Origin of the sequence: Terrabacter sp. Root85, assembly GCF_001429185.1 — a bacterium.
Taxonomy (GTDB): Bacteria; Actinomycetota; Actinomycetes; order Actinomycetales; family Dermatophilaceae; genus Terrabacter.
Window position 1 is genome coordinate 170,395 of the sequence record NZ_LMIW01000010.1, and the last position, 26,533, is coordinate 196,927.

Annotated in this window: 27 protein-coding genes; 10 read left to right on the top strand and 17 right to left on the bottom strand. The window is 72.7% G+C overall.

Annotation, left to right across the window (positions count from 1 at the left end; all coding sequences use genetic code 11):
• Nucleotides 1–19 precede the first annotated feature (19 nt).
• Both panC and ASE25_RS15140 read right to left on the bottom strand, forming a co-directional pair.
• The gene (gene panC, locus ASE25_RS15135) at nt 20–919 is read right to left on the bottom strand and encodes a pantoate--beta-alanine ligase (RefSeq protein ID WP_056826655.1); all 900 of its coding nucleotides are present in this window, start codon (nt 917–919) and stop codon (nt 20–22) included.
• Between the two features lie 86 nt (nt 920–1,005).
• Nucleotides 1,006–1,914, bottom strand: a complete 909-nt coding sequence (locus tag ASE25_RS15140; protein ID WP_056773613.1) for a Rossmann-like and DUF2520 domain-containing protein — start codon at nt 1,912–1,914, stop codon at nt 1,006–1,008.
• A gap of 23 nt (nt 1,915–1,937) precedes the next feature.
• On the opposite strand from ASE25_RS15140, the gene ASE25_RS15145 reads away from it, so the two are divergent.
• Complete coding sequence (locus ASE25_RS15145; protein ID WP_056826468.1) at nt 1,938–2,930, top strand: SAM-dependent methyltransferase; 993 nt, start codon at nt 1,938–1,940, stop codon at nt 2,928–2,930.
• A gap of 5 nt (nt 2,931–2,935) precedes the next feature.
• Nucleotides 2,936–3,469: a copper resistance CopC family protein gene (locus ASE25_RS15150; protein ID WP_056826471.1), complete on the top strand. Its 534-nt coding sequence runs from the start codon at nt 2,936–2,938 to the stop codon at nt 3,467–3,469.
• A 26-nt stretch (nt 3,470–3,495) separates the two neighbouring features.
• Here ASE25_RS15150 and ASE25_RS15155 read toward each other — a convergent pair whose 3' ends face one another.
• Nucleotides 3,496–3,933 carry a glyoxalase/bleomycin resistance/extradiol dioxygenase family protein gene (locus ASE25_RS15155; protein WP_056826473.1) on the bottom strand — a complete coding sequence of 146 codons (438 nt, stop codon included), beginning with the start codon at nt 3,931–3,933 and terminating at the stop codon, nt 3,496–3,498.
• Nucleotides 3,926–5,173 (bottom strand): cytochrome P450, encoded by a 1,248-nt coding sequence (locus tag ASE25_RS15160; RefSeq protein WP_082622899.1) that lies wholly within the window; start codon nt 5,171–5,173, stop codon nt 3,926–3,928. The genes ASE25_RS15155 and ASE25_RS15160 overlap by 8 nt, the downstream gene beginning before the upstream one ends.
• Nucleotides 5,174–5,255: 82 nt before the next feature.
• On the opposite strand from ASE25_RS15160, the gene ASE25_RS15165 reads away from it, so the two are divergent.
• Nucleotides 5,256–6,443 carry an NADH-quinone oxidoreductase subunit D gene (locus ASE25_RS15165; RefSeq protein ID WP_056826475.1) on the top strand — a complete coding sequence of 396 codons (1,188 nt, stop codon included), beginning with the start codon at nt 5,256–5,258 and terminating at the stop codon, nt 6,441–6,443.
• A gap of 8 nt (nt 6,444–6,451) precedes the next feature.
• Nucleotides 6,452–6,682: a hypothetical protein gene (locus ASE25_RS15170; RefSeq protein ID WP_056773630.1), complete on the top strand. Its 231-nt coding sequence runs from the start codon at nt 6,452–6,454 to the stop codon at nt 6,680–6,682.
• 11 nt (nt 6,683–6,693) lie between these two features.
• On the opposite strand, the gene ASE25_RS15175 is transcribed toward ASE25_RS15170, so the two are convergent.
• The 6 genes from ASE25_RS15175 to ftsH all read right to left on the bottom strand — a co-directional run bounded on the left by ASE25_RS15175 (nt 6,694) and on the right by ftsH (nt 12,802).
• On the bottom strand, nt 6,694–7,671 hold the full coding sequence (locus ASE25_RS15175; protein ID WP_056826476.1) for a hypothetical protein: 978 nt from the start codon (nt 7,669–7,671) through the stop codon (nt 6,694–6,696).
• A gap of 107 nt (nt 7,672–7,778) precedes the next feature.
• Nucleotides 7,779–8,270 carry a DUF3180 domain-containing protein gene (locus ASE25_RS15180; RefSeq protein WP_056773635.1) on the bottom strand — a complete coding sequence of 164 codons (492 nt, stop codon included), beginning with the start codon at nt 8,268–8,270 and terminating at the stop codon, nt 7,779–7,781.
• On the bottom strand, nt 8,267–9,154 hold the full coding sequence (gene folK, locus ASE25_RS15185; protein ID WP_056773639.1) for a 2-amino-4-hydroxy-6-hydroxymethyldihydropteridine diphosphokinase: 888 nt from the start codon (nt 9,152–9,154) through the stop codon (nt 8,267–8,269). Before folK ends, ASE25_RS15180 begins: the two co-directional genes overlap by 4 nt.
• On the bottom strand, nt 9,151–10,077 hold the full coding sequence (gene folP, locus ASE25_RS15190) for a dihydropteroate synthase (RefSeq protein WP_235508698.1): 927 nt from the start codon (nt 10,075–10,077) through the stop codon (nt 9,151–9,153). Before folP ends, folK begins: the two co-directional genes overlap by 4 nt.
• Nucleotides 10,078–10,123: 46 nt before the next feature.
• Entirely contained in the window at nt 10,124–10,696 is a 573-nt protein-coding gene (gene folE / locus ASE25_RS15195; protein WP_056773646.1) for a GTP cyclohydrolase I FolE, read from the bottom strand.
• Between the two features lie 3 nt (nt 10,697–10,699).
• The gene (ftsH, locus tag ASE25_RS15200) at nt 10,700–12,802 is read right to left on the bottom strand and encodes an ATP-dependent zinc metalloprotease FtsH (protein ID WP_056773649.1); all 2,103 of its coding nucleotides are present in this window, start codon (nt 12,800–12,802) and stop codon (nt 10,700–10,702) included.
• A gap of 370 nt (nt 12,803–13,172) precedes the next feature.
• On the opposite strand from ftsH, the gene ASE25_RS23660 reads away from it, so the two are divergent.
• Nucleotides 13,173–15,314 (top strand): translation factor GTPase family protein, encoded by a 2,142-nt coding sequence (locus tag ASE25_RS23660; RefSeq protein WP_056826659.1) that lies wholly within the window; start codon nt 13,173–13,175, stop codon nt 15,312–15,314.
• Between the two features lie 102 nt (nt 15,315–15,416).
• On the opposite strand, the gene ASE25_RS15210 is transcribed toward ASE25_RS23660, so the two are convergent.
• The 5 genes from ASE25_RS15210 to ASE25_RS15230 form a co-directional block, all read right to left on the bottom strand.
• Nucleotides 15,417–16,241 carry a DUF1028 domain-containing protein gene (locus ASE25_RS15210; RefSeq protein ID WP_056826480.1) on the bottom strand — a complete coding sequence of 275 codons (825 nt, stop codon included), beginning with the start codon at nt 16,239–16,241 and terminating at the stop codon, nt 15,417–15,419.
• Between the two features lie 15 nt (nt 16,242–16,256).
• Entirely contained in the window at nt 16,257–16,808 is a 552-nt protein-coding gene (gene hpt / locus ASE25_RS15215; protein ID WP_020145118.1) for a hypoxanthine phosphoribosyltransferase, read from the bottom strand.
• A gap of 249 nt (nt 16,809–17,057) precedes the next feature.
• The gene (gene tilS / locus ASE25_RS15220; protein ID WP_056773658.1) at nt 17,058–18,056 is read right to left on the bottom strand and encodes a tRNA lysidine(34) synthetase TilS; all 999 of its coding nucleotides are present in this window, start codon (nt 18,054–18,056) and stop codon (nt 17,058–17,060) included.
• A 21-nt stretch (nt 18,057–18,077) separates the two neighbouring features.
• Complete coding sequence (locus ASE25_RS15225) at nt 18,078–19,184, bottom strand: zinc-dependent metalloprotease (RefSeq protein ID WP_056773660.1); 1,107 nt, start codon at nt 19,182–19,184, stop codon at nt 18,078–18,080.
• A 123-nt stretch (nt 19,185–19,307) separates the two neighbouring features.
• On the bottom strand, nt 19,308–20,942 hold the full coding sequence (locus ASE25_RS15230) for a D-alanyl-D-alanine carboxypeptidase/D-alanyl-D-alanine-endopeptidase (protein ID WP_056826481.1): 1,635 nt from the start codon (nt 20,940–20,942) through the stop codon (nt 19,308–19,310).
• A gap of 156 nt (nt 20,943–21,098) precedes the next feature.
• On the opposite strand from ASE25_RS15230, the gene ASE25_RS15235 reads away from it, so the two are divergent.
• Nucleotides 21,099–21,617 carry an inorganic diphosphatase gene (locus ASE25_RS15235; RefSeq protein WP_020145122.1) on the top strand — a complete coding sequence of 173 codons (519 nt, stop codon included), beginning with the start codon at nt 21,099–21,101 and terminating at the stop codon, nt 21,615–21,617.
• Between the two features lie 262 nt (nt 21,618–21,879).
• Here the strand turns inward: ASE25_RS15235 and ASE25_RS15240 are convergent, their stop codons facing one another.
• Nucleotides 21,880–23,388 (bottom strand): MFS transporter, encoded by a 1,509-nt coding sequence (locus ASE25_RS15240; protein WP_056826482.1) that lies wholly within the window; start codon nt 23,386–23,388, stop codon nt 21,880–21,882.
• 8 nt (nt 23,389–23,396) lie between these two features.
• Nucleotides 23,397–23,636 carry a hypothetical protein gene (locus tag ASE25_RS15245; RefSeq protein WP_056773671.1) on the bottom strand — a complete coding sequence of 80 codons (240 nt, stop codon included), beginning with the start codon at nt 23,634–23,636 and terminating at the stop codon, nt 23,397–23,399.
• A gap of 219 nt (nt 23,637–23,855) precedes the next feature.
• On the opposite strand from ASE25_RS15245, the gene ASE25_RS15250 reads away from it, so the two are divergent.
• The 4 genes from ASE25_RS15250 (at nt 23,856) to ASE25_RS15265 (ending at nt 26,530) form a co-directional block, all read left to right on the top strand.
• On the top strand, nt 23,856–24,416 hold the full coding sequence (locus ASE25_RS15250; RefSeq protein WP_235508699.1) for a TetR/AcrR family transcriptional regulator: 561 nt from the start codon (nt 23,856–23,858) through the stop codon (nt 24,414–24,416).
• A 106-nt stretch (nt 24,417–24,522) separates the two neighbouring features.
• Entirely contained in the window at nt 24,523–24,780 is a 258-nt protein-coding gene (locus tag ASE25_RS15255) for a hypothetical protein (RefSeq protein WP_056826484.1), read from the top strand.
• Nucleotides 24,781–24,845: 65 nt separating this feature from the next.
• On the top strand, nt 24,846–25,307 hold the full coding sequence (locus tag ASE25_RS15260; RefSeq protein WP_056773679.1) for a MarR family winged helix-turn-helix transcriptional regulator: 462 nt from the start codon (nt 24,846–24,848) through the stop codon (nt 25,305–25,307).
• Nucleotides 25,304–26,530: an MFS transporter gene (locus ASE25_RS15265; RefSeq protein ID WP_056826485.1), complete on the top strand. Its 1,227-nt coding sequence runs from the start codon at nt 25,304–25,306 to the stop codon at nt 26,528–26,530. The genes ASE25_RS15260 and ASE25_RS15265 overlap by 4 nt, the downstream gene beginning before the upstream one ends.
• Nucleotides 26,531–26,533 lie beyond the last annotated feature (3 nt).

The window sequence follows — 26,533 nt, forward strand, 5'->3', positions numbered from 1 at the left end:
GTCTGTGGTGGAGGGGGACTCAGGGCTGGGAGAAGGTCTCGAGCGCGCCGCCACCGGGGCCGACGAGCACCGGCAGGTTGTCGATGAGACGAGTCGTACCCACTCGGCCCGCCACGGCGAGGAGAGCCTCGCCGCGATACCACTCCGGCACGTCCTCGAGCGTGTCCGGGTGGACGAGCACGAGGTAGTCGACGAGCGCGAGCGGCTCGCGCACGAGCACGGCCCGGGCGGCACGACGGACGGCCGACGGGCCCTCGGGAGCGGCGTCGGCTCCCGCCCGCAGCGCGGCCGACAGGCACAGGGCCGTCTCGCGGTCGGAGTCGGTGAGGTAGGTGTTGCGGCTCGACATCGCGAGGCCGTCGGGCTCGCGGACGGTCGGCACCGCCACGACCCGCACCGGGAAGTCGAGGTCGCGGCACATCCGGCGGATGAGGAGCAGCTGTTGGGCGTCCTTCTGCCCGAAGTAGGCGGCGCTGCACCGGGTCAGGTGCATGAGCTTGCCGACGACGGTGAGCATGCCGTCGAAGTGGCCGGGACGCGACTGGCCCTCGAGGACGTCACCGAGCGGGCCGGCGGAGACGCGGACGCCCGGGTCGCCGTCGGGGTAGATGACGTCGGGAGTCGGGGCGAAGACGACGTCGACGCCCGCGGCCGTGCAGATCTCGAGGTCGGCGTCGAAGGTGCGCGGGTAGCGCGAGAGGTCCTCCTTGGGCCCGAACTGGAGCGGGTTGAGGAAGATCGTCACGACGACGTGGCGGTGGGTCTTGCGTGCCTGGTGGATGAGCGTCGCGTGCCCCTCGTGCAGCGCGCCCATCGTCATGACGACGGCGACGTCGTCGTCGTCGAGCGCCGACCGGGCCTCGTTCAGCTCGTCCCTCGTCCGCGCCACCACGGGCGACGCGGGGCGCGTGTCGGTGATGACGGCGGAGTCGGCGGTGTGGTCGCCGGCGCCGGTGGTCTCGCCGGTGGTCGTGCCGGGTGTCGTGCCGGTGGCGGTGGTGTCAGTCACGGTTGGTCCTCCTCGTGCGCGAGCAGCTCGAGCAGCGGGCCGGCGTCGGAGGCGCGGAGGCGTCCGCTGAGCAGCGCTCGCTGCGCCGTCGCGCGGGCCAGGGCGAGGTAAGTCGGGCGAATGTCCGGGGCGACCTTGCGCAGCATCGCGACGTGCCCGGCCACGGTACCGGCATCGCCGCGCGCGACCGGACCGGTGAGGGCTGCGTCACCCCGGCGGAGGGTGTTGGAGAGCGCGGCGGTCAGGAGCGGTTCGAGCACGCGCGCCGGGTCGTCGACGCCGGCCTCGCCGAGCAGCTGCATCGACTGGGCCACCAGTGTCACGAGGTGGTTCGAGCCGTGCGCGAGGGCCGCGTGGTAGGTGACGCGGTCCTCCTCGGCGATCCACACCGGGTCGCCGCCCATCTCGATGACGAGCGCCTCGCCGAGGGGCCGCGCGAGGTCGAGGGTCGTCACCCCGAAGCAGCAGTCGTGGAGCCGGTCGAGGTCGAGCTCGGTGCCGGTGAACGTCATCGCCGGGTGGATCGCGAGGGGCACGATGTCGCTGCCTGCCGCCGCCTCGAAGACCGAGATGCCGTGCGCTCCCGACGTGTGCATGACGAGCTGTCCGGGCGTGAAGGTGCCCGTGGTGCTGAGACCCGCGACGAGGTCGGCGAGGGCGTCGTCCGGCACGGCGAGGACCACGAGGTGGGCACCCGAGACGACCTCGGGGATCGGCTTGACCGGTACACCCGGCAGCAGCGTGGCCGCCCGTTCGCGGCTCTCCTCGCTCACGGCCGAGACGCCGCTGACGACGTGACCGGCTCGTGCGAGGGCGGCTCCGAGGACGGCGCCGACGCGACCGGCGCCCACGACGCCGACGTCGAAGCGCGCGGGACGCTCGTGCGGGGTGCTCACCCACGGCACGCTATCGCCTACAGTCGGCGGTCGTGGATCCCCTTCCCTGGCGCGAGGCGTGGCACGCGGCGTTGTATGCCGCCGGGCAGGGTTTCTACGTCACGCGCGGTGGGCCGGCGGCGCACTTCACGACGGCCGCGCACGGTCCGACGGGCGCGGCCCTGGCCCGGGCCCTGCTCAGACTCCCCGAGCACCCCGTCCGAGTGGTCGTGGACCTCGGCGCCGGACGCGGCGAGCTGGCCACGCACCTCGTCGAGGCCATGGACCCGACCGAGCCCCGCGCTCGGCGCACCCCCGACACCACGAGGGTGGTGGCGGTCGACGTCGTCGACCGCCCGGACGGGCTCGACGACCGGGTGGACTGGGTCCGCTCCCCCGGGGGCTCGGTCCTGCCGCCCGAGCTGACCGGCCTGCGCGACGCCCTCGTCATCGCCCACGAGTGGCTCGACGTCGTGCCGTGCACCGTCGCCGAGGTCGACACCGACGGCGTCCTGCGCGAGGTGCTCGTCGACCCGACGACCGGCGTGGAGTCGCTCGGCCCCCGGCTCCGCGACGCCGACCGGCGCTGGGCCGAGGCCCACTGGCCCACGAGCACGCCGGGCGACCGCCTCGAGATCGGCCTCGCCCGCGACGAGGCGTGGGCCGACCTCGTCTCCCGGGTCGAGGACGGGACGCTCATCGCCGTCGACTACGGCCACACGGCGACGGAACGTCCGTCCGGGGGGACGCTCACGGCATACGCCAGCGGTCGCCTGACGACGCCCGTGCCCGACGGCTCGTGCGACGTGACGGCCCATGTCGCGATGGACACCCTCGACGCCGACGAGGTGCTGAACCAGCGCGAGGCGCTGCAGGCGCTCGGGCTCACGGGCACCACGCCGCCGCACACGGTCGCGACGACCGACCCGCTCGCCTACCTCGCCGCGCTCGAGCGGGCGAGCATCGAGGCACGGCTGCTCGACCGGGACGGCTTCGGCGGCTTCCGGTGGGCGGTGAAGCGCGTCCGCGGGCACGACGTAACCTGAACGGCATGCGTCGTCTCGCCTCCGCGCTGCTCGCCCTCGGACTCCTCGTCGCCGTGCCGACCACCGCCTTCGCGCACGACGTCCTCGAGCGCACGAACCCCGCCGACGGCACGAGCGTCACGCAGCTGCCGGGCACCGTGGTGCTCACCTTCTCCGAGGCCCCGCTCGAGATCGGCACCCAGGTCGCCGTCAGCGGGCCGGCGGGACCCGTGTCGTCCGGCAGCCCGACGATCGAGGGCCGCGACGTGACGCAGGCGCTCGCGCCGAACGCGCCCGGCGGCGACTACACGGTGTCCTACCGCGTCACCTCCGACGACGGCCACCCCGTCACCGGCACGTTCTCCTTCCACGCGGCGATCGGGCTCGACGGGTCGACCGCCACGGCCGGTGCGACCGTGCACGTCAAGCCCGCCGCCGGCACCGACGACGCCCAGGGCTCGCCCCTCGTGCCGATCCTGCTCACCATCGTGGGCACCGTCGTGCTGCTCGGGGTCGGTGGCTTCCTCGTGCTGCGTGGCCGCGAGGCCGACCGCGCCTGACGCGGCCTGACGCGGCCGGTGAGCCGTCAGTCGGGTTCCGGCAGCGACTCCGGCAGCGACTCCGGCACCGGCTCGTGCTCGGGCAGGGGCTGGTTGAGGAACCAGCGGTGCCCGAACGGGTCGTGGAAGACGGCGAGCCGGCCGATCGGCGGGTTGTCCTCGGGTGCGCGGTCGACGGTGGCTCCCGCGTCGTGCACCCGGCGGCAGAGGGCGTCGACGTCGCTCACCGTGAGGTGCAGCGTGACGGCGTTGCCACGGCCCGGGTCCGGCGGGGCGACTCCCGCGGACTCGAACGCGTCGGACATCATCCACCGGGCGCCGTCGACAGCCAGCTCGCAGTGCCCGACGTGCCCGTCGTCCATGACGATCGGGTCGACGACGACCTCCGCGTCGAGGTGAGCGCGGTACCACTCGATCGCGGCCCGCGAGTCGGCCACGCAGATGTACGGCGTCAGCTCAGCCATGTCGTTCTCTCCTTCGGTCGGTGATCCGGTCAGGTCCTGCGCTCGGCGCGACGACGAGCCGCTCGTAGCCGCGCAGCACGAACGTCGGTCGCCGCACCGCGTCGACGACCTCGATCGGCCCGAGCCGTTCGAGGAGGGCTCGGGTCGAGATCTGCAGCTCCATCCGTGCCAGCGGCGCCCCGAGGCAGAAGTGGATGCCGGCGCCGAAGGCCAGGTGCGGGTTGGGCTCGCGCGATGCGTCGAAGTGGTCGGGGTCGGCGAAGACGGCGGGGTCGCGGTTGGCGGCCCCGAGCAGCGCCGCCACCTTCTGGCCGGCCCGGACCGTGACCCCGTGGAGCTCGACGTCGGCCGTGGCGGTGCGCTCGAAGAGGTGCAGCGGTGAGTCGTGCCGGAGCATCTCCTCGACGAGCCGCTCGACGGAGGCCTGGTCGTCGAGGGCGTTGAGCACCTCGTCACGCTCCCCCGCGTCGGCGAGCAGCGACGCCAGACCGTTGCCGAAGCCGTTGACGCTCGCCTCGTGCCCGGCGTTGAGCAGCAGCACGACCGTCGCGACGAGCTCGCGCGGCGAGAGGCGGTCGCCGCCGTCCCGCTCCTGGACGAGCGAGGTCAGCAGGTCCTCGCCGGGCGCGGCCGCCCGCTCCGCCGCGAGCGCGTCGACGTACGAGGCGAACTCGTCGCAGGCGCGCTGGGCGTCCCGCTGGGACTCGGGGTCAGGGTGGATCTCGTACATCCGGACGATGGCTTGGGACCAGTCCCGGAGCACCTTCCAGTCCGCGGTCGGCGCACCGAGCAGCTCACAGATGACGAGGACGGGCAGCGGCTCGGCGTAGGTGGAGATCACGTCGACCCGGCCGTCCCGGTCGAGGACCCGCTCGACGTCGTCGAGCAGCCCTGCCGCGATCTCCTCGACCCGCAGACGCAGCCGCGCGACGTGCCCCCGGGCGAACGCGCCGGCCACGAGGCGGCGCAGCCGCGTGTGCTTCGGCGGCTCCGAGTCGAGGATCGAGTCGGCGTGCAACCAGTCGAACGTCGTCCACGCGTCGTCACCCTCGGAGCGCGGCCGCAGGATCCGCCCGAGCCGCCGGTCACGCAGGACGTCGTTGGCAGCCGCGTGGGTCGTCGTCACCCAGAGGCCCAGACCCTCGTGCCACAGGACGGGCGCCTGCTCACGGGCGGCGGCGAGGGGCCCGTAGGGCTCGGTCACGAAGGCGGGGTCGCGCAGGTCGAACAGGTCGGTCACCCCCACACTCTGCCCGACCGGGCGTGCCCCCGGGAGGGGCCACACGGCATACGCCCTCCGCATGGGCCGTAGGCTCGGGCCCATGACGGAGACCACCGCCTCGTCGCCGAGCCGGCGTCAGGCCCTGACCGTCGGCATCGGCGCGGGCGGGCTCGCGACCGCCGACATGGTGCTCAACATCGGGCCTCAGCACCCCGCGACGCACGGCGTCCTCCGCCTGCGCATCGTCGTCGACGGCGAGCGGATCATCAGCGCCGAGCCGATCGTCGGCTACATGCACCGGGGCGCCGAGAAGCTCTTCGAGGTCCGCGACTACCGCCAGATCATCGTGCTCGCCAACCGGCACGACTGGCTCAGCGCCTTCTCCAACGAGCTCGGCGTCGTGCTCGGCGTCGAGCAGATGCTCGGCATGGAGGTGCCGGAGCGGGCCGTCTGGGCGCGCACCGCACTCGCCGAGCTCAACCGCGTGCTCAACCACCTGATGTTCCTCGGCTCCTACCCCCTCGAGCTCGGCGCCATCACGCCGGTCTTCCACGCGTTCCGCGAGCGCGAGGAGCTCCAGGCCGTCATGGAGGAGGTCTCCGGCGGGCGCATGCACTACATGTTCAACCGCGTCGGCGGGCTCAAGGAGGACCTCCCTGCCGGCTGGATGGGCCGCGTCGACAAGGCGATCGCCAACGTCCGCAAGCGCCTTCCCGACCTCGAGCGGCTCATCGTCGGCAACGAGATCCTCGAGGCCCGCACCCGGGGCGTCGGGGTGCTGCCGCTGGCCACCGTCCAGGCCTACGGCGTCTCGGGCCCCATCGCACGCGCCAGCGGCCTCGACGTCGACCTGCGCCGCGACGCGCCCTACCTCGCCTACGGGGAGCTCTTCGGCGACAAGGGCCCCGGCCGCGTCGTGACCCGCACCGCCGGCGACTGCCTCTCGCGCCTCGAGGTGCTGCTCGAGCAGGTGCACGTGTCGCTCGACCTCGCGCAGGCCTGTCTCGACCGGCTCGTCCAGCTGCCGCAGGGCCCGATCAACGTCAAGCTCCCCAAGGTGCTCAAGGTGCCCGAGGGCGAGATCTACTGCGCGACCGAGAACCCCCTCGGCTTCAACGGCTACTACCTCGTCTCGCGCGGCGAGAAGACCCCGTGGCGCCTCAAGCTGCGCTCGGCGTCGTTCAACAACGTCAGCGTGCTGAGCGAGATGCTGCCCGGCCAGCTCATCGCCGACATGGTCGCGATCCTCGGTTCGATGTTCTTCGTCGTCGGGGACGTCGACAAGTGAGGGGTCGTATGCCGTCCGCCCGGGTCTCGCGCGCGACGCTCCTCCGCGCCGCCGCCGTCACCGTCATCACCGCGACGGTGACGCTCGCGGCGGCCTGCTCCGACGAGGACACCGTGGACACGATCCCGCCGCCGTGGCCCGTCCGGACGACGACACCGGACGGGCCGCCCCGGCCGCCGTCGGTGTCGACCACGACGCCGGCACCCACCTCGACGATCACCGTCGCCGGCACCACGTAGGGCCCGGCCGCTCAGAAAGCCGGCACCCCGAGCACCCGCGGCCTGCCCGAGGCGATGTCGATGACCGGCCGCGTGCCGAGCGGCTGCGCCAGGTGCAGCCGTGCGGGGCGCGACGCGTAGTCGGCGGTGCAGGCCGTGTCCTTCGGCAGCGGCGGCGTCGTGCCGCCGACGACCACCATGTCGTCGAGCTCGACGACCTGCGCGACGAGACCCTCGTCGCAGCCTCCCCCGGCGATGCCGACGTCGACGGTCGCGCCCTCGACGCGCCTGAGCGAGTCCGCTCCGTGCAACCCGACCGGCACGTCGGGCAGACCGGGCAGCGGCCCTAGGTGCTGAGGCTGCGCGAACACCCCGTCGGCGACGGCGATCACCGAGATGGGGTGAGCGAGGCCGTCGACGGTGAGGCGCCAGACCGGCACGGTCGCGTCTCCCCCGCTCGTGCGCACCGCGGCCTCGACCAGTACCGCCTCGGACACGACGAGCCGGCACTGCGCGGCGGGGATGCCGTCACAGTCCCTGGGCTTGCTCAGAGCACCCTCGAGAGCACGGTCCAGGGCCGGGCGGACTCCGACGAGGTCGACCGGTCGAGACGAGCCGTCGGGCAGCCGGAGGGTCCCGGAGCCTGCGACAGCCTGGTCGACGGCCGGCGCGAGCGTGACGTGCCCGTAGGTCCACGCGACCTTCTGCTCGCCCGTGTCGAAGCCCTCGAGGAGCGCCCAGCTCGACAGGAGCACGGGTTGGGTGGGGACCGGCGGCGGGCCGGCGCGGCGTACGGCATCGGCGACCACCTTGGCGCGGTCGGCGAACTCGGCCGACGGAGCACGGACAGGCAGCATGCCGGGGTCCGGGCTCGGCAGGGGCGGCACCGGTGCCGAGGCCGTGGCATCGTGTGCCGGCACGCTGGTGCCGACGCCACCGTCCGCACGACCCGGAGCATCGGCCGAGCCGCATCCCGTCAGCAGCACGAGCCCCAGGGCCAACGTGCCCATCCTCGATACCGCGCGACGAGAGCCCCGTGACGTCATACCTGTGATGACAGCACGGGAACGCCGATCGTTGCATCCAAACCCGTCACGATCCGGCCACGCGTCACGCGTCAGCGGCGGGTGTCCGCCTCGCGCTCGTCCTCGTCCTCGTCGTCTCGCGGGCGGAGGCGGCACCAGTTCTGCACGACCATGCCGGCGACGGCGAGCAGCAGCGCGACGACGGCGTGCAGCACGAACGGCAGGATGCGGCCGCGCTGGGAGTCGACGTCGGCGTCGGGCAGCAGGACGAGGGCGTTGGCGAGGTACCAGCCGACGAGCACCGAGCCCGTGAGCGCGCCGGCCTGTCCGAGCACGAGCGTGCGGGCCGCGCGGAGCGGCGTGACGGCGGGGTTGGGCGCGCCGTCGCGGACCTTGCGCACCTGCCAGCCGGCGAGGACCAGCCCGCCGGTCAGGAAGAGCATCGCAGCGGCGCCGACCCAGCCGGGCTCGGGCACGGCGCTGCCGCCGGACATCATCCAGCGCAGCGCGAGCCACGCGACCACGGTCATGGCCAGTCCCGCGAGCACGAGAGTCGTGACGCGGATGCCGGAGTGTGGTCTCACTGCTGCTCCCATCGGGGACCGGGACGCACGCCCGATCGGTCGAGGTCGGCCAGCAGGTCGACCACTGGGCGTATGCCGTGGACACCCTCACCGACGCGCAGCGTGGCTCGCGGGTCGGCGTCGAGCCACGGCACGAGCACGAACGCCCGCTCGTGGGCCCGGGGGTGGGGCAGCGTGAGGCGCTTGTCGTCGCTCGTGACCTCGCGGTGGCCGCCGGGGTGGCCGTACTGGACGAGGTCGAGGTCGAGCGTCCTGGCGCCCCAACGCACCTCACGCGTGCGACCATGATCGGCCTCGATGCGGTGCAGCTCGGCGAGCAGGTCGGTGGGATGCAGCAGCGAGCGGCCCACGACGACGGCATTGAGGTACTCGGGCTGCTCGGGGCCACCGACGGGGTCGGTGGCCACGATGTCGGACACGCGGGTGAGGGTGAGCCCCGGTAGGGCGGTGAGGGCTGCGATGGCGTCGGTCAGCGTCTGGCCGCGGTCGCCGAGGTTGGTGCCGAGCGCGATGACGACATGGGCGGCGTTGCTGCGTGAGACCTGCACCTGGACGTCCGTGAACGGGTGACCGACCGGCGCTTCGGGCTTGTGCACGACGACCTCGACAGCGTCGACGAGGTCGTAGCGCAGGACGTCGTCGGCGATGACCTCGGCGAGGCGCTCGATGAGGTCGAACGAGGGACCCGTGATGCGGGCGACGACGTCGCTCGCGACCGCGGCGTAGTTGACGGTGGCGGCGAGGGCGTCGGTGCGACCGGCGGGCTCGAGGTCGAGCGTCATCGTGACGTCGACGAGGAACGTCTGCCCGTCGCGCTTCTCGGCGTCCAGCACGCCGTGGGTGCCGCGGGCGGAGACGCCCTGCAGCACGATGCGGTCGGTCATCGGTGAAGGCCTTCCGGGTCTGCAGAGTCGTCTGATTCGGGGTCGTCGGCCAGGTCGTCGGGGGCGTGCTCGAGTGCGGCCTGGACGACGGTCAGCGCGCGCACCGTGGAGGCCACGTCGTGGACGCGGACGCACCAGAGCCCCGCCATGGCGGCCATGACCGACGTGGCCGTCGTCTCGATGTCGCGCGCGGCCGCAGGCCGAGGGGCCTCACCCTCGTCGCGTCCCAGCCGTCCGAGGAAGGTCTTGCGCGAGGCGCCGAGCAGGATGGGCTGGCCGAGGTCGTGCAGCGCAGGGAGCGCGGCCATGAGGGTCCAGTTGTGGTCGGAGTTTTTGGCGAAGCCGAGACCCGGGTCGAGGACGAGGTGCTCCTCGTCGATGCCCCCTTCGAGGAGGGCGTCGCGCCGCTCCCCCAGCTCGTGCAGGACGTCCTCGACGACGTCGTCATAGACGGCGCGCGACTGCATCCCGGTGCTGTGCCCGCGCCAGTGCATCGCGATGTACGGCAGGCGGTTGGCGGCCACCCACGGGACCATGTCGGGGTCGGCGAGGCCACCCGAGACGTCGTTGACGATGGAGGCACCGGCGTCGACCGCAGCACGCGCGACCGAGGCGCGCATCGTGTCGACGGAGACCACGGCGCCGTCGGCGGCGAGGGCGGTCACGACGGGCACGACCCGGCGCAGCTCCTCCTCGACCGACGGGCGTTCGGCGCCGGGGCGGGTGGACTCGCCACCCACGTCGACGATGTCGGCGCCGGCCGCGAGCACGTCACGTCCGTGCGCGATGGCGGCGTCCTGCTCGAACCACTCCCCACCGTCGGAGAAGGAGTCGGGCGTGACGTTGACGACCCCCATGACGATCGTGCGGTCGCGCACGCCGAGCAGGGAGGTCGCGTCGAGGTCAGGACGGCGCGCGGTCATGGCCGCCATTGTGTCGCGGTCGGTGGTTCGGGTGTCGGGCCGTCGGTCACTTGTTGCCCTCGAGCATGAGCGCCATGGCCTCTGCTCGAGTGGCCGGGTCGCGCAGCTGGCCGCGCACCGCCGAGGTGATGGTGCTCGCGCCGGGCTTGCGGATGCCGCGCATCGACATGCAGAGGTGCTCGGCCTGGACGACGACGATGACGCCCTGCACGTCGAGGTGCTCGACGAGCGCGTCGGCGATCTGCGTCGTGAGCCGCTCCTGCACCTGCGGGCGCCGGGCGAAGACGTCGACGAGACGAGCGAGCTTGGACAGTCCGGTGACCCGCCCGTCCTTGCTCGGGATGTAGCCGACGTGCGCCACCCCGTGGAAGGGCACGAGGTGGTGCTCGCACGTGCTGTAGAGCTCGATGTCCCGCACGATGACGAGCTCCTGGTGGTCGATCTCGAACGTCGTGCGGAGCACGTCGGCCGCCGTCATGTCGAGGCCGGCGTAGATCTCGGCGAACGACCGGGCCACCCGGCCCGGGGTGTCGAGCAGGCCCTCGCGGTCGGGGTCCTCACCGATGGCGAGGAGCAGCTCCCGGACGGCCGCCTCGGCGCGCGGCTGGTCGATCGACACGCGTCAGCTCTTCTCGGTGGGGTTGACAGGGCGGTCGTCCGGCACCTCGATGACCTGCTCGGCGGGGTGCTCCTCGGCGAGGGGGTGCGCGCCGACGGCGGCCGCCTCGTCGATCTTGTCCTCGATGACGCGGTCGGCGGGCACCGGCGGGGGCAGGTGGCCGTTCTGGCCCGAGCCGTTCTGCGCGGCGATCTCGGCCGGCGTCAGGACCGGCGGACGGTCGCCGAGCTGGCGCGTCTGGGACGAGAGCCACGTCGGACGGGACGGCTGCTTGACGACCGGCTTGAAGAGCTCGGCGAGCTCGTGGACGTTGAGCGTCTCCTTCTCGAGCAGCTCGAGGACGAGGTGGTCGAGCAGGTCGCGGTTGGCGTTGATCGCCGCATACGCCTCGTCGTGGGCCGCGTCGATGAGCGAGCGGACCTCCTCGTCGACGATGCGGGCGACCTCCTCGGAGTAGTCGCGCTGGTGCCCCATGTCGCGACCGAGGAAGACCTCGCCGGTGCTCTGGCCGAGCTTGATGGCGCCGACCCGCTCGGACATGCCGAACTCGGTGACCATCTTGCGGGCCATGCCGGTGGCCTTCTCGATGTCGTTGCTGGCACCGGTGGTCGGCTCGCGGAAGACGATCTCCTCGGCGACGCGGCCACCGAGGGCGTACGCGAGCTGGTCGAGGATCTCGTTGCGCGTCGTGGAGTACTTGTCGTCGATCGGCATGACCATCGTGTAGCCGAGGGCCCGTCCACGCGGGAGGATCGTCACCTTCGTCACCGGGTCGGTGTGGTTGAGCGACGCGGCGACGAGGGCGTGGCCACCCTCGTGGTACGCCGTGATCTTGCGCTCCTTGGCCGACATGATGCGGGTGCGCTTCTGCGGGCCGGCGATGACGCGGTCGATGGCCTCGTCGAGGGCCTCGTTGTCGATGACCTTCTTGTCACCGCGGGCGGTGAGCAGGGCGGCCTCGTTGAGGACGTTGGCGAGGTCGGCGCCGGTGAAGCCGGGCGTGCGGCGGGCGACGGCGAGCAGGTCGACGTCGGCCGTGACGGGCTTGCCCTGGGCGTGCACCTCGAGGATGCGGTGCCGGCCGATCATGTCGGGCGCGTCGACGGCGATCTGGCGGTCGAAGCGGCCCGGACGCAGCAGAGCCGGGTCGAGGATGTCGGGGCGGTTGGTCGCCGCGATGAGGATGACGTTGGTCTTGACGTCGAAGCCGTCCATCTCGACGAGCAGCTGGTTGAGCGTCTGCTCGCGCTCGTCGTGACCGCCGCCCATGCCGGCGCCGCGGTGGCGTCCGACGGCGTCGATCTCGTCGACGAAGACGATGGCGGGCGCGTTGGCCTTGGCCTGCTCGAAGAGGTCGCGGACGCGGCTCGCGCCGACACCGACGAACATCTCGACGAAGTCGGAGCCGGAGATCGAGTAGAACGGCACGCCGGCCTCACCCGCGACGGCGCGGGCCAGGAGGGTCTTGCCGGTACCGGGCTGGCCGTAGAGCAGCACGCCCTTGGGGATCTTGGCGCCGACGGCGAGGAACTTCGCCGGCTCCTGGAGGAACTCCTTGATCTCCTGGAGCTCCTCGATGGCCTCGTCGCAGCCGGCGACGTCGGCGAAGGTGACCTTCGGGGTGTCCTTGGTGGCGAGCTTGGCGCGCGACTTGCCGAACTGCATGACGCGGTTGCCGCCGCCCTGCATCTGGCCCATGAGGAACCAGAAGAGGCCGAGGATGATGATGATCGGCAGGATCGAGAAGAGCAGCGAGCCGAACCAGCTGGGCTCGTCGATCTGGTCGTCGACGCCCTGTGCCGGCGGCTTGGCGTTGAGGGCCTCGACGACGTCGGTGCCGCGGGCGTCGACGTAGTAGGCGTAGACCGACTTCGCGTCCTTCACCGTGCCGTCGGGCGAGGTGTAGGGGGTCTTGAGGGTCAGCTCCATGCGCTCGTTGTTGAGCAGCTTGGCCGACTCGACGTTGCCGTCGGTGATCTGCTTCATGGCAGCCGAGGTGTCGATCCGGGGCGGGCCGGACTCGGAGAACATCATGCCGAAGACGAGCGCGCTGATGAGGACCAAGATCCACAACAGTGGTGTGCGCAGAATCCGCTTAGCGTCCATGTACGTGCGGGGCCTGTGGGGCCCCGGTCCTCCTGCTCGTCCGGTGAGTTTGTCCACCGGCACAACGTCCGGCGGACTACCAGTGTTCCGCATGCGGCGGGCCGGTGACGAACCAGCCCACGCAGGGTTGGACGCTCCCGTCCGCGGGCGGGCGCCGCTCGCGTATGCCGTGTGCCGTGCTCCCGGCCCAAAACCGGTTGCCGCACGCTCCTCCGCCTTGCTGCACTGGAGCGGTCGACGGTCCCGTCGACGTCAGGCACGGCCGAGGAGAGAGGCACCGGGATGCGCCGCAGCTTCATGTCACCCGAGCAGGTCACCCACACCTACGCACAGGACATGGAGCACCTTGGACACCCCACCCACCCCACCCCTGCGTCCCGGACGCACCCTCGGCCTCGGGATCCTCGCCCACGTTGACGCGGGCAAGACGAGCCTGACCGAACGTCTGCTCCTGCACGCCGGAGTCATCACCGAGCTCGGCAGCGTCGACGACGGCAGCACGCAGACCGACACGCTCGCGCTCGAGCGCGCCCGCGGGATCACGATCAAGGCCGCCGTCGTCTCCTTCGAGCTCGGCGGCCCCGACGACCCGGTCACGGTCAACCTCGTCGACACCCCGGGCCACTCGGACTTCATCGCGGAGGTCGAGCGCTCGCTGGCGGTGCTCGACGGAGCCGTGCTCGTCGTCTCCGCCGTGGAGGGCGTGCAGGCCCAGACCCGCGTGCTCATGCGGGCCCTGCAGCGGCTGCGCATCCCGACGGTGCTCTTCGTCAACAAGGTCGACCGCTCCGGCGCCCGCACCGACGCGGTCCTGCAGGAGGTCGTCGACCGGCTCGGCGTCACGCCGGTGCCACTCGTCCGGGTCGTCGACGAGGGCACGCGCGGCGCCGCCGTCGTCCCGGACGGCCTCATGGCCCTGGGCCTGGCGGCGCGGGGCCCGGTCGAGCGCGAGGGCGCGGACCGGGCCACCGCAGCTGCCCGCGAGCGCGTCGTCGAGGCGTTGAGCCGGGAGGACGACCGCCTGCTCGCGGACTGGCTCGATGCCCCGCACCGGGTCGACGGCTCTCGGCTGCGAGCAGGCCTCGGTGAGCAGACGGGCCGAGGTCTCGTGTGCCCCGTGCTCCACGGCTCGGCGATGACGGGGGCCGGCGTCGAGGAACTCGCCGTGGCCCTGCCGCACCTGCTGCCGGCGCGGACACCCGACCCCGAGGCGCCGCTCGCGGCCACCGTCTTCGCGGTCCAGCGCGGCGGCGCCGGTGAGAAGGTGGCCCTCGTCAGCGTCACGTCGGGCTGCCTGGCGGTGCGCGACCGGGTGCTCGTCCACGACGGTCGCACCGTCGGGACCATTGCATCGGACCCGGGCACACGGCATACGCCCTCGGTCTCCGGCGACGACGACGCGCGGTGCCGCGAAGAGCGGATCACCGGTCTCTCGGTGCACGCGCGCGGCGGGGTGCAGCGCGTCGCGCGGGTGCCCGCGGGGCGCATCGCGCGGGTCGTCGGGCTCGAGCTGGCCCGGATCGGCGACCTCGTCGGCGACGCCGCCCTCGCGCGGCCCCTCGTCCACGAGTTCTCGCCGCCCACCCTGGAGACGGTCGTCGAGGCGTGCGACGCCGCCGAGCGCGCGACCCTGCACACGGCGCTGACCCGGCTGGCGGAGCAGGACCCGCTCATCGACCTGCGGCACGACGAGGTGCGCGGCGAGACCCACGTGTCGCTCTACGGGGAGGTGCAGAAGGAGGTCATCGGCGCGACGCTCGAGGCGGAGTACGCCGTGACGGCGAGGTTCAGCACGACGACGGTCATCTGTCGCGAGCGGGTCACCGGTTCGGCGGCCGCGTTCGAGGTCATCGACGTGGCGCCGAACCCGTTCCTCGCGACGGTCGGTCTGCGCGTCGACCCCGGCCCTCCGGGCAGCGGCGTCTGCTTCGCCCTCGAGGTCGAGCTCGGCTCGATGCCGGCGTCGTTCTTCACCGCCGTCGAGGACACCGTCCGGGCGACGCTCGGACAGGGGCTGCACGGGTGGCCGGTCAACCACTGCGTCGTCACGATGACGCACTCGGGCTACTGGCCGCGGCAGAGCCACATGCACCAGAAGTTCGACGCGTCGATGTCGAGCACGGCCGGCGACTTCCGTGCCCTGACGCCGCTCGTGCTCATGGAGGCGCTGCGTCTCGCGGGCACGGCGGTCGAGGAACCGGTGCACCGATTCGACCTCGAGGTGCCGAGCGACGTGCTCGGTGCGGCGCTCTCGATGCTCGGCCACGTGCGGGCGACCCCACGCGAGACGGCCGTGCTCGGCCCGGTGACGCGGCTGCAGGGCGAGGTGCCGGCCGGGCGGTTGCACGAGCTGCAGCAGCGGGTGCCCGGCCTCACGAGCGGGCTCGGCGACCTCGTGACGGCGTTCGACGGCTACCGGCCCGTCGTCGGACCGGCGCCGACCCGGTCACGCACCGACCTCGACCCGCTCCACCGTCGGGAGTACCTCCTCCGCCTCGCCGGCAAGCTCTGACCCGCCGCGCCTCCCTCGACCGAACGCCGCGTTCGGTGCCGAACTCAGCGTCCTGACCGTGAGTTCGAGATCGAACGCGGCGTTCGGTCGAGCTGGGTGGGGTCAGGGGGTGGCGGCGCGGAGGGCCTCGAGGACCCGGCGGTCGATGCCGTCGGGGCTCAGGCGCGCCTCGTAGTTCGCGTTGCCCGCCCAGTCGGCGAGAGCCGTCGCGACGTCGGCGTCGGTGAACCCGGCCTGCGCCAGCCTGCCGCGCACCTCGTCGGCGAGCTCGCCCTCGAGCGGCGCGACGTCCTCGGGCCTGCCGAAGTACATGTCCCAGTCGGAGAGCAGGCGCCCGAGCTCGGTCACGGGGTCGGCGTGGTCGTCGACGCGCAGGTCGGCGAGCACCCCGCACGCGTCGTAGCCGGAACCCGGCTCGACGGCATACATGGCTGCGCTCTGGCGTCCGCGGGAGTCGCCACCGGCGGCGTCGCCGGCCACGAGGGCGGCGAGCAGACGCCGGGCGAGCGGCTGCCCTGCCGTCTCGTGCCAGGCGCGCTCCATCTCCTCGACGACCTCGGGCCCGGTGAGGATGTTGCCCTGGATGGCGTATGCCGTGTGGCCGTCGTCGCGGGCGACGCCGCCCGCCCAGTCGTTGCACTCCGAGCCCGTGAAGGTCGCGGCCGAGGCGAGCCCGACGACGCCCACCTGGCGGGTCTCGCGACCCTCGTCGAGCGCGGTCGCGGCCGCGAGCGCCTCGTCCGCGGGCTCGCCGGCAGCGAGGCGGCCGAGGAGCTCGTCGAGGTAGGCGACCCGGGCGAAGGACTGCGTCGCGACCGCGCCCACGCCGAGACGGGCGGCCGGGACGACCGCCCCGACCGCGAGGAACTTGCTCGCGACGGCGATGCCGTGGGCGTCACCCTGACGGGCGACGATCGAGAAGGTCACCGGAGGCCGCCGCGGTCAGGCGTAGACGTGCGGGGCGAGGGTGCCGACACAACGCAGGTTGCGGTACTTCTCGGCGTAGTCGAGGCCGTAGCCGACGACGAACTCGTTGGGGATGTCGAAGCCGACGTACTTGACCGGGATGTCGACCTTGACGACGTCGGGCTTGCGCAGCAGCGTGCAGATCTCGACCGAGGCGGGCTTGCGCGACTCGAGGTTGGACTTGATCCACGAGAGCGTCAGGCCGGAGTCGATGATGTCCTCGACGATGAGCACGTGGCGGCCGCTGATGTCGGTGTCGAGGTCCTTGAGGATGCGCACGACGCCCGAGGACTTCGTGCCGGAGCCGTAGGACGAGACCGCCATCCAGTCCATCGGTGCGGTGCCGGGCAGGGCGCGCATGAGGTCGGCCATGACGACGACGGCGCCCTTGAGGACGCCGACGAGGAGGAACTCCTTGCCCTCGTAGTCCCGCCAGATGTCGGCGGCGAGCTCGGAGAGGCGGGTCTGGATCTGCTCCTCGGTGAGCAGGACCTTGGCCAGGTCATCTCCCATGTGCTCGTGGTCCACGAAGGCTCCTCAGTGCGTTGCGGGGGGTGGTGCAGGGTCGTGCGGGGCGGGTCCATTCAACCGCACGCGGCTGGGTGCCGTCGCCGCCGGGGAAGCAGGCCGGGCCTGTCAGCCGAGCGGCCGCTCGAGCCACTCCTCCAGGCGGGCGTATGCCGTCGGCTCCGTCACGACGACGCCGCGGTCGCGCGCCACGGCCCCCCACACCGTCGGGTGGTGACGGGGCGGCCCAGCGGCTCTCGCGCACCGGGCTCAGGCGTTGGCGGTCTGTCGCAGCGGGCTGAAGACGATGGCCCCACCGGTGCGCGCGACGGCGATGCCGCCGGGCACGTGGAGCGGGCCCTGTCCGTGCCACGAGGTGAGGAGCGCGTCGAGCGACTCGACATGGGCGGCGCTGACGTCGGCGAGCGGTGCGCCGGCCTCGGCGGCGAGGATCCGCCAGACGCGCGTGCGGATCGCCCGTGGCAGGGCCGCGAGCGCGTCGAGGTCGACGCCCTCACCGCCAGGACCGCCGGGCAGGTCGGCCCGGGCCCGGACGGCCAGGCTCTCGAGGTAGTCGGCGTCCTCGCGCAGCAGGTCGGCACTGCGGGCCAGGGCTGCCCCGAAGCCGGGGCCGAGGTCGGACTCGAGGGTGGCGAGCAGCCGGCGGGCGCGGACCCTGCGGAACGAGTCGTCGCTGTTGTGCGGGTCGTCCCATGGGTCGATGCCGTAGGCCGCGCAGGCGGCCAGCGTCGTGGCGCGCGGCAGGCCGAGGAGGGGACGGACGAAGCGGTCGCGGCGCACCGGCATACCGCTCAGCGACCGCGCACCCGACCCGCGGGACAGGCCGAGGAGCACCTGTTCGGCCTGGTCGTCGCGGGTGTGGCCGATGAGCACCATGGACGCGCCGACGCGGTCGGCCGCGCCCTCGATGGCGGCGTAGCGGGCCGACCGGGCGTCGGCCTCGAGTCCGGCACCGCTCGTGCGCACGTCGGCGCGGACGACCTCGACGGGGTCGAGACCGATCTCGCGGCACAGGGCTGCGGCGTCCTCGGCGACCTGGGCCGAACGGTCCTGGAGGCCGTGGTCGACGACGACGGCACCGGCACGCACACCGGAGCGCGGCGCCTCGAAGGCGAGGGCCGCGGCGAGCGCCACGGAGTCGGGGCCGCCCGAGCACGCGACGAGGACGACACCGCCCTCGGGCACGTCGGCAAGGTGCTCACGCACCGCGAGCCGGGTGGCGGCGACGGCGGGGTCAGGACCGGGCATGTCTGCGGGACCTCGCATCGCTCACCCGTGGACCCGGCGCACCCAGGCGCCCGGATCGAGGATCTCGGCGGCCCGGGGCAACGTCTCCGGGGAGGACCACACGGCGTTGAAGCCGTCGCGGCCCACCTGGTCGGTGACGGCCCGGACGAAGACGGCGCCGTCGCGGTACTGACGCATCTTGGCCTCGAGACCGAGGAGCTTGCGCAGCAGGCGGTCGATGCCGACCGAGCTGCTGCGGCGCTCGTCGAACTTGCGGCGGATCTCGCCGACGCTCGGGATGACCTGGGGACCGACCGCGTCCATGACGACGTCGGCATGGCCCTCGAGCAGCGACATGACGGCGGTGAGCTCGGCGATCTGGGCCTTCTGCTCCGGGGTCGCGAAGAGCTGGCCGATGCCCTCGCCGGAGCTGAACACCTCGGGGAGGTTCTTCGTCAGCTGCTCGAACCGCTTGGAGAGGTCCTCGGGGGTCGGCGCGAGGTCGACGGCGAGCGCCTGGGTGCGGGCCACCATGTGGTCGCGCAGCCACGGCACCGCGGTGAACTGCACCCGGTGCGTCTCCTCGTGCATGGCGACCCAGCGGCGGAAGTCGGTCGGGTCGACCTCGAGGCGTCGCTCGGTGGCGACGATGTTGGGGGCGACGAGGAGGAGCCGAGGCGTGCCGCCGGGTGCGAGGTCGTACTGTCCGAGCACCTTGCTCGACAGGAAGGCGAGCAGCCCGCCCATCTCGGCGCCGGTGACCTTGCCGCCGATCGCCGCGGCGGTGGCGTTCGTCGACGACTTCTTCGTCGCGTTGAGCTTGTCGACGACCGGGTCGAGCATCGACTTGAACGAGTCGACGTTGGCGCTGATCCAGCCCGCGCGGTCGACGACGAGGGGCGCCGGCGCGTCGGCGGGCGCGGTCAGCGCGCTCGTCTCGGCAACCGGAGCCACGGCGGACGCGGCGGCTGCACGCAGGTCGGCGACGATCGCCGCGGCCTCGTCGCTCGAGACCTGGGGGCCCGGGTTGACGATCGCCCGACCGGTCCGCTTCGCGAACTCGTAGTCGACGGACGCGGCCGGTGCACCACCCCTCGAGCCATCGGGACGTCCGGCGTCCACGGGAGTCGGGAGGGTCGTGTCGGTCATGCCAGCCCTTTCGGTGCCGTGACGGTGTCGACGTCGCGCGAGGTGTCTGGGAAGCCCAGCCGGCAACACGGAGAGGTCACGACCACCATCGCTCACCAGGACCCCGAGCGGCCCACCGGCCCGTCAGCGGCACCCGCACGAGGCGATCGCCGCTACAAAACGGTCCAACGCCGCTCGCGCGTCGTTGGTTCCCACTCCGGCGACCATACCCACGAAGACGAGGAGCCGACCGTCGTCGTCGACGACGCTCCCGGCGAGGGCGTTGGCCCCGGTCAGGGTGCCCGTCTTGGCCCGGGCGCGGCCTGCGGCGTCGTGCTGCGCGCCGGTGAACCGGTCCGCCAGGGTGCCGGTCAGGCCACCGATCGGGAGTCCGTCGAGGGCTCGCCGCAGCACGGCGTGCTTCCCGTCGTAGCCGAGCACGAGCACGTCGGACAGGAGCGAGGCGCGGACCCGGTTCTCGCGGGAGAGGCCGCTCGCGTCGGAGAGGGTCACTCCGGCCGTGTCGAGGCCGAGCGCGGCCACCTGCGACACGACCCACGCGCCGACCTCGGCGAAGTCGGTGCCGGCGCCGGAGCGGTAGGCCGCTTGGCGGGAGAGGATCTCGGTCAGCGCGTTGTCGCTGTCGGTGAGGGCGAGGGCCAGCTGCTCTCGCACGGGCGCGGACTCGACGCTGCCGAGGACCGCTCCCGGGCCGCTCGCGGGCGCCGTCGGCGTCGCGGCCGCGGTCGTCGGGGCCCGCGCGCCGTCGGGCGTCGCCCCCTCGGGCGGCGTGGCCCCGCCGGACGGTGAGGCCCCGTCGGACGGTGTGGCCCCGTCGGACGGTGCGGCGGACGCTCCAGCGTCGGCAGCCGGCGTCGGCATCGGCGACCCGGGGACGCCGGGTGCCTGACCTCGCGCGGCCAGCCTCACGTCGATCCCGCGCCCCTCCAGCTGCCGGGCGAAGGCCGACCGGACGGAGGCGACGGGGTCGGCCGGGCCGGGCGCCCCACCGTGGGCGCGCTGGCTCGACAGCCCGAGCATCGCGACCGCGCCGGTGATGCCCGAGCTGCGGAAGGTCGACGCCCACGTCGGCGCCGTCGTCGGCCCGGCGGCATACGTCTCGTCGACGTAGAGGGTGACGCTGGTGGTGCCGCTGCCCTTGAGGGCCGTGGCCACCTGCCCGGCCAGGTCGCGCAGTCCGGCTCGGCCGGCGACCGCGTCGGGGTCGCCCGTGCCGGGGTTGAGCAGGGAGTCGCCGCCCGCGACGAGGACGATCTCGTCAGGCGTGTCCCCCTCGCGCACTACGGTGCGCAGCGTCTCGTCGGGTGCGAAGGTCTGGCCGATGGCCGCGGCGGAGAGCAGCTTGGTCGTCGAGGCCGGGATGCGCAGCTCGTCGCCGCCCTGGTCGAGCAGCACGTCGCCGGTCTGCCCGTCACGGACGACGAGGGCTGAGTCGCGCAGCGCCGGGAGCGCACGCACCGACGCGAGCGCCTGCTCGATGCCGGCGGCGGACGGCGCGACGGTGTCGCCGGCGAGTGAGGGCAGCGGCGGCGCGACAGAGGTCGACAGCGTCGGCTGCGGGACCGAGGGCAGCGTCCGCGTCGCGACCGTCTCGGTGGGCGCGGGCGGCGGCAGCGGCCGCACCGTCAGCGCACCGGGCGCGGCGTCGGCGACGTCGAGGACGGCATACCCCAGCACGATCGCGACGACCGACCACACCGCGGCCATGCCGTAGGTCAGGCGGGGACCGCGCCGCCCCGGCTGCGTCTCGTGCGCCACGTCGCGTCACCCCCTGTCCGTCGTCCGTCGCTGTTTCGCGCAAGGACCGCCCTTGCTGACACACTGTCGCGGACGATTCTGTCAGCCGCCGACGGGTGCTCCGGCACCCGAGCCGCACCCGAGACAGCACCCGAAGACCGTGAAGAAGGGGAAGACGTGGAGTTCGACGTCACCATCGAGATCCCGCGCGGACAGCGCAACAAGTACGAGGTCGACCACGAGACCGGTCGGATCCGCCTCGACCGCTACCTCTTCACGCCGATGGCCTACCCCGCCGACTACGGCTACATCGAGGACTCGCTCGGTGAGGACGGCGACCCCCTGGACGCGCTCGTGCTGCTGCCCGAGCCGGTCTTCCCCGGCGTCGTCGTCGAGGCGCGCCCGATCGGTGTCTTCCACATGACCGACGAGGCCGGCGGTGACGACAAGGTGCTCTGCGTGCCCGTCGACCCGCGCACCGCCGACGTCCAGGACATCTCTGACGTCAGCACGTTCACCCTCGACGAGATCCAGCACTTCTTCGAGCGCTACAAGGACCTCGAGCCCGGCAAGCACGTCGAGGGCTCGGACTGGGGCAACCGCGAGGCCGCCGAGAAGATCATCGGCGAGGCCTTCGACCGCGCCAAGGAGCAGGGCACCTCGACCGCCCGCTGGGCGATGCCGCAGGGGCACTGAGCCTCCCGCAACACCTGCCCACACGCGTTCGTATGCCGTGTGCCTGACCCCCGCCGCCCGTCCCGGTCGCGGGGGTCAGCCGTCTCCGGCGGCGGGTGCGGCACCAGGGTGGGCCTGCACGTGAAATGCGCGATGGACCGGCGTCCGGTGGGGTGATCACCCCACCGGACGCCGGTCCATCTGCTGTTCGATCTAACGGGCCGGGCCGGGCCGGGTCGGGTCGGGCCGGGTCCGGCCGGGTCCGGTCAGGCCGCAGGTGCCCTCACTGGGCCTCGGCGCCGTCTGCTGCGGCGACGGCCACCGCCTCTCGAGTCGGCTCACGGGTCGGCTCGGACGATGCGGTCACCACCTGGGCCGGGCGCGGCCGGAGCACGAACGCCGCGACGAGCAGCGCCACGAGGGTGAACGTCGCCGACGTGAGGAACGCCGGCTCGACGCCCGGCACGAACTGGCCCGGGACGGCCTGCGACGCATAGACGCTGACGATCGCGGCGAGCCCCACGGCGCCACCGAGCTGCTGCGCGGTCTGGAGCAGCCCGGAGACCGTGCCGGCCTGGGCGCGGTCGACGCCGCCGAGGACGACGACCGTGACCGGCATGAAGACGAGCGCGGCCGACACGCCGTTGAGCACCAGCGCACCCAGGAGGTGCGCGGCATACGTGCTCGTCGTCGACATGGTGCTCAGCCACACGAAGCTGGCGGTGAGGCCCAGCGTGCCCACGAGGAGCATCGGCCGGGGGCCGACCTTGGCGACGAGGCGGGCGCTGACCCGCGACGTCGCGAAGATCGCGAGGCTGAGCGGGAGGAACGCGGCGCCGGTCGCGACCGGGCTGAAGCCGAGGACGAGCTGGAGGTACTGCGTCACGAGGAAGAACGTCGAGAACTGCGCGCCGACGACGAGCGCCATGAGCACGAGGGCTCCCCCGCGGGTGCGGTTGCGGACGAGCGCGAGCGGCAGCAGCGGGGAGCTGACCCGACCCTCGGTGCGCACGAAGAGCGCGATGAGGAGCACGCCGACGACGAACGAGCCGATCGTCACGGGCGACGCCCAGCCGCGGTCGGCCGCACTGATGAAGCCGTGCACGACGGAGACGGAGCCGAGGGTGGCGGTGATCGCGCCGACCACGTCGAAGCGGCCTCGGATCCTCGGCGTCTCGGTCACGTAGCGGCGCGCGAGGACGAGCACGACGGCCCCGATCGGGACGTTGACGAAGAGCGTCCAGTGCCAGCTCACGTAGTCGGTGAGGATCCCACCGAGGAGCAGGCCGATGGACGCGCCGGCGGACGACACGGCCGTGAAGAGCGCCAGCCCGCGGTTGCGCGCGGCCTCGTTCGGGGCGCTCGTCGTGACGAGGGCGAGGACGCTCGGCGCGGCGAGCGCGGCACCGACTCCCTGGAGGGTGCGCGCGGCGATGAGCCAGGCGGGGGACGTGGCGAGGCCACCGAGCAGGCTCGCGACGGTGAAGATCGCCAGGCCGATCTCGAAGATGCGCAGTCGCCCGAAGACGTCGCCGAGGCGCCCGCCCAGGAGCAGCAGTCCGCCGAAGGCGAGGGTGTAGGCGTTGAGCACCCAGGAGAGGCCCGCGGGCGTGAACCCGAGGTCGGTCTGGATGTGCGGGAGCGCGACGTTCACGACGGTCGCGTCGAGCACGAGCATGAGCTGGGCGACGAGGACGACGCCGAGGCCGATGGCGCCGCGTCTGGCGGCCCGCTCCCTCGTGGAGCGCTCGGGTTGTCGGGTGACGGGTGATGCGGTGGTGCTGGTCGACATCTCTGACCTCAGGATTCGTGGTGCGTGAACGGGCGGTGCGAGCTCTCGTCGGTGAGGTCGCGGGCCATGGGCGTGAAGGAGGTGGCGCGGGTGCGGCGTCGGCGCTCGCCGTCGCTGGCACCCTGCGTGCCGTGCGTGCCCTCGGCTCCGTGGGTGCCGCGGGGCACGAGCGGGGCACGGTGGGTCGTGGCGAGGTGCGACAGGTGGACGCGTCGGGCCTGTCGGGTGGGCTGGATCGTGGTGGTCATGGGTGCCGGACTCCTCTGTGACGACGATCGGCGCTACGATTAGCGGAGAACCACTCCGGTTCTGCCTGACCCACAATACGGAGACTGTCTCCGTTTTAGCAAGGGAGATTTCTCGTGAGGCCTGCCGACGCTGGCAGTGCGACGCTCGAGTCGTCGCCGGGATCTGTTGCCACCCAAGGGGATTCGGCTGACGGACCGGCTCAGGAGAGCCCCGAGAACATGCCTCGCCCGATGCGCGCCGACGCCAGGCGCAACTACGACAAGATCCTCGCGACCGCCCGCATCGTCTTCACCGAGCGCGGCACTGACTCCTCGCTCGACGAGATCGCGAAGCGGGCCGGGGTGGGCCCCGGCACGCTCTACCGCCACTTCCCCACCCGCGAGGCCCTCGTCGACGCCCTCATGCAGGACTGGACCGACCGCGTTTCCGCCGACGCCGACGCCGCCATCGCCACGGGGCAGCCCGCCCGGGAGATGCTGCTCGGCTGGTTCGAGCACTTCATCGACCACATCACGCTGCACCGGGGCGCGGCCAGCAAGATCTGCGCCGCCATGGACGACCCCGCGTCCCCGATGTACCGCAAGTGCCGCGTCATGGGCGAGGCCAACCGCCGCGTCATCGACCACCTCGACGTCGGGGGGCAGCTGCGCCCGGGCGTCGACGCCGCCAACGTCATGCGCCTCGTCAGCGGCGTCGCGAGCGTCGCCGACACGAGCCACGCCGACCTCGACGTCAGGCCCATGCTCGAGGTCGTCGTCGACGGGATCGTCCGCGGCTGACGCGTCGTTGCAGGGGCAGGACCGTCGACCAGGCGCGTGAGACGTCGACGATCCGGCTCGGCACGTTCGTCACGTCCGCCACCTTCCGCCTGCCCGGCAGGTCGCGGTGATCACCGGACCCTGGACTGCCGAGCCCGGGAAGACCTTCAGCCACAACGGAACCCACTACCCCGTCATCGACTCCCCCGCTCTCGCGACGCCGGTGCAGGCTGGTGGCGTGCTGATCATCATCGGCGGTGGCGGCAAGAGGCGCACCCCGGCACTCGCCGTGAGGTATCCCGCCGAGTTCAACGCGCCGCCGACGGCGTGCTCCGCCAGCCCAGCTGAGTCCCAGTCGAGTGAGCGCCCCGCCCCACTCGAGTGAGCGCTCCGCCCCAGTCCCGTGAGCTCGACTTGATATGCATAGGTTGTCTATGTAAATTGGAGCGAGTGACCGAACCGACCACCCTGGGCAACGACCTGCTGCGCTCGGCCGCGCGACTCTCGCGCTGGGCCAGCCGCCACGCGTCGTTCGACGTGCCCTTCGCGCAGGCCCGCCTCCTCGCCCTGCTCGACGAGCTCGGACCCTCCCGCGTCAGCGCCCTCGCGGCCGCCGATCACAGCAGCCAGCCGACGATCACCACCCAGCTCCAGCGCCTCGAGGCGTCGGGCTGGGTGCACCGCGCGTCCGACCCCGACGACGCGCGCGCCACGGTGATCTCCCTCAGCGACGAGGGCCACGCCGCGCTCGAGACCGTGCGTCGGGCCCGACTGGCCGTCCTGTCCCCCGCCCTCGACCAGCTCGACGGACCGGCCCTCGACCGCGTCCGCGTCGCCATCGACGTCATGGACGAGCTGCTGGCCGCCGCGGCGGACGCCCCTGTCCCGCACCCCACCCGAAAGGACGGATGACCACCACCATGTGGCGCCAACCCAAGACCGTCTGGTCGATCGCCTTCGCCTGCGTGATCTCCTTCATGGGCATCGGCCTCGTCGACCCCATCCTCAAGCCGATCGCCGACGAGCTCGGCGCAGGCCCGTCGCAGGTCTCGCTCCTCTTCACCAGCTACCTCGCCGTCATGGGCATCGCGATGCTCGGCACCGGCTGGGTCAGCAGCCGCGTCGGTGCCAAGCGCACCCTGCTGCTCGGCCTCGCCCTCATCATCGTCGGCGCCGCCTTCGCCGGCAGCCAGGACACCGTCGGCGGCATCGTCGCCTTCCGCGCCCTTTGGGGCCTCGGCAACGCGCTCTTCATCGCGACCGCCCTGGCGACGATCGTCAACGCGGCGTCCGGCTCGGTCAAGCAGGCGATCATCCTCTACGAGGCCGCTCTCGGTGTCGGCATCGCGACCGGCCCGCTGCTCGGCGGCTGGCTCGGCGGCATCTCCTGGCGCTGGCCGTTCTACGGCGTCGCCGTGCTCATGGCCGTCGCGTTCATCGCGACGCTGACCACGCTGCCGAAGACCCCGCCGGCCGAGAACCCCACCTCGATCACGGCGCCCCTGCGTGCCCTCGGCCACCGTGGCCTGCTCACGGTCGGCATCACGGCGCTGCTCTACAACTTCGGCTTCTTCACCCTGCTCGCCTTCACGCCCTTCCCGCTCGCCATGGGGGCGCACGAGATCGGGTTCATCTTCTTCGGCTGGGGCGTGCTGCTCGCCATCACGTCGGTCTTCGTCGCCCCGATGATCCAGCGCCGCTTCGGCACGCTGGCCGGCATCGTCGGTGCGCTGCTCGGCTTCGCGGTCATCCTCGCCGCCATGGCGATGTGGACCGAGAACAAGACCGTGCTGGTCGTCGGCGTCATCCTCGCCGGCGCCTTCCTCGGCGTGAACAACACGCTCATCACCGAGACGGTCATGAAGGTCTCCCCCGTCGAGCGCGGGGTCGCGTCGGCGGCCTACTCCTTCGTCCGCTTCAGCGGCGGCGCCGTCGCCCCGTGGCTCGCCGGCAACCTCGGCGAGAAGTCGATCCACCTGCCCTTCTGGGTGGGCTCGGCCGCGGTCGTGCTGGCCGTCCTCGTGCTCCTCACCGCTCGCCGGATCATCAGCGCGCTCGACGAGGCGCCCGGACACGGCGTCGAGGAGGTCACGTCCCGCACCGAGGCCGAGGCCCTCACCGTCGGCGACGCCTGAGGC

Excerpts from the sequence above, each read along its gene's own strand:
- folP (WP_235508698.1), bottom strand. The coding sequence starts at position 10,077 with ATGACCGCGCGCCGTCCTGACCTCGACGCGACCTCCCTGCTCGGCGTG.
- ASE25_RS15165 (WP_056826475.1), top strand. The coding sequence starts at position 5,256 with ATGACGGAGACCACCGCCTCGTCGCCGAGCCGGCGTCAGGCCCTGACC.
- tilS (WP_056773658.1), bottom strand. The coding sequence starts at position 18,056 with ATGCCCGGTCCTGACCCCGCCGTCGCCGCCACCCGGCTCGCGGTGCGT.
- ftsH (WP_056773649.1), bottom strand. The coding sequence starts at position 12,802 with ATGGACGCTAAGCGGATTCTGCGCACACCACTGTTGTGGATCTTGGTC.
- ASE25_RS15240 (WP_056826482.1), bottom strand. The coding sequence starts at position 23,388 with ATGTCGACCAGCACCACCGCATCACCCGTCACCCGACAACCCGAGCGC.
- ASE25_RS15225 (WP_056773660.1), bottom strand. The coding sequence starts at position 19,184 with ATGACCGACACGACCCTCCCGACTCCCGTGGACGCCGGACGTCCCGAT.
- folK (WP_056773639.1), bottom strand. The coding sequence starts at position 9,154 with ATGACCGACCGCATCGTGCTGCAGGGCGTCTCCGCCCGCGGCACCCAC.
- ASE25_RS15175 (WP_056826476.1), bottom strand. The coding sequence starts at position 7,671 with ATGGGCACGTTGGCCCTGGGGCTCGTGCTGCTGACGGGATGCGGCTCG.
- ASE25_RS15170 (WP_056773630.1), top strand. The coding sequence starts at position 6,452 with ATGCCGTCCGCCCGGGTCTCGCGCGCGACGCTCCTCCGCGCCGCCGCC.
- ASE25_RS15265 (WP_056826485.1), top strand. The coding sequence starts at position 25,304 with ATGACCACCACCATGTGGCGCCAACCCAAGACCGTCTGGTCGATCGCC.
- ASE25_RS15150 (WP_056826471.1), top strand. The coding sequence starts at position 2,936 with ATGCGTCGTCTCGCCTCCGCGCTGCTCGCCCTCGGACTCCTCGTCGCC.
- ASE25_RS15245 (WP_056773671.1), bottom strand. The coding sequence starts at position 23,636 with ATGACCACCACGATCCAGCCCACCCGACAGGCCCGACGCGTCCACCTG.
- ASE25_RS15250 (WP_235508699.1), top strand. The coding sequence starts at position 23,856 with ATGCCTCGCCCGATGCGCGCCGACGCCAGGCGCAACTACGACAAGATC.
- ASE25_RS15155 (WP_056826473.1), bottom strand. The coding sequence starts at position 3,933 with ATGGCTGAGCTGACGCCGTACATCTGCGTGGCCGACTCGCGGGCCGCG.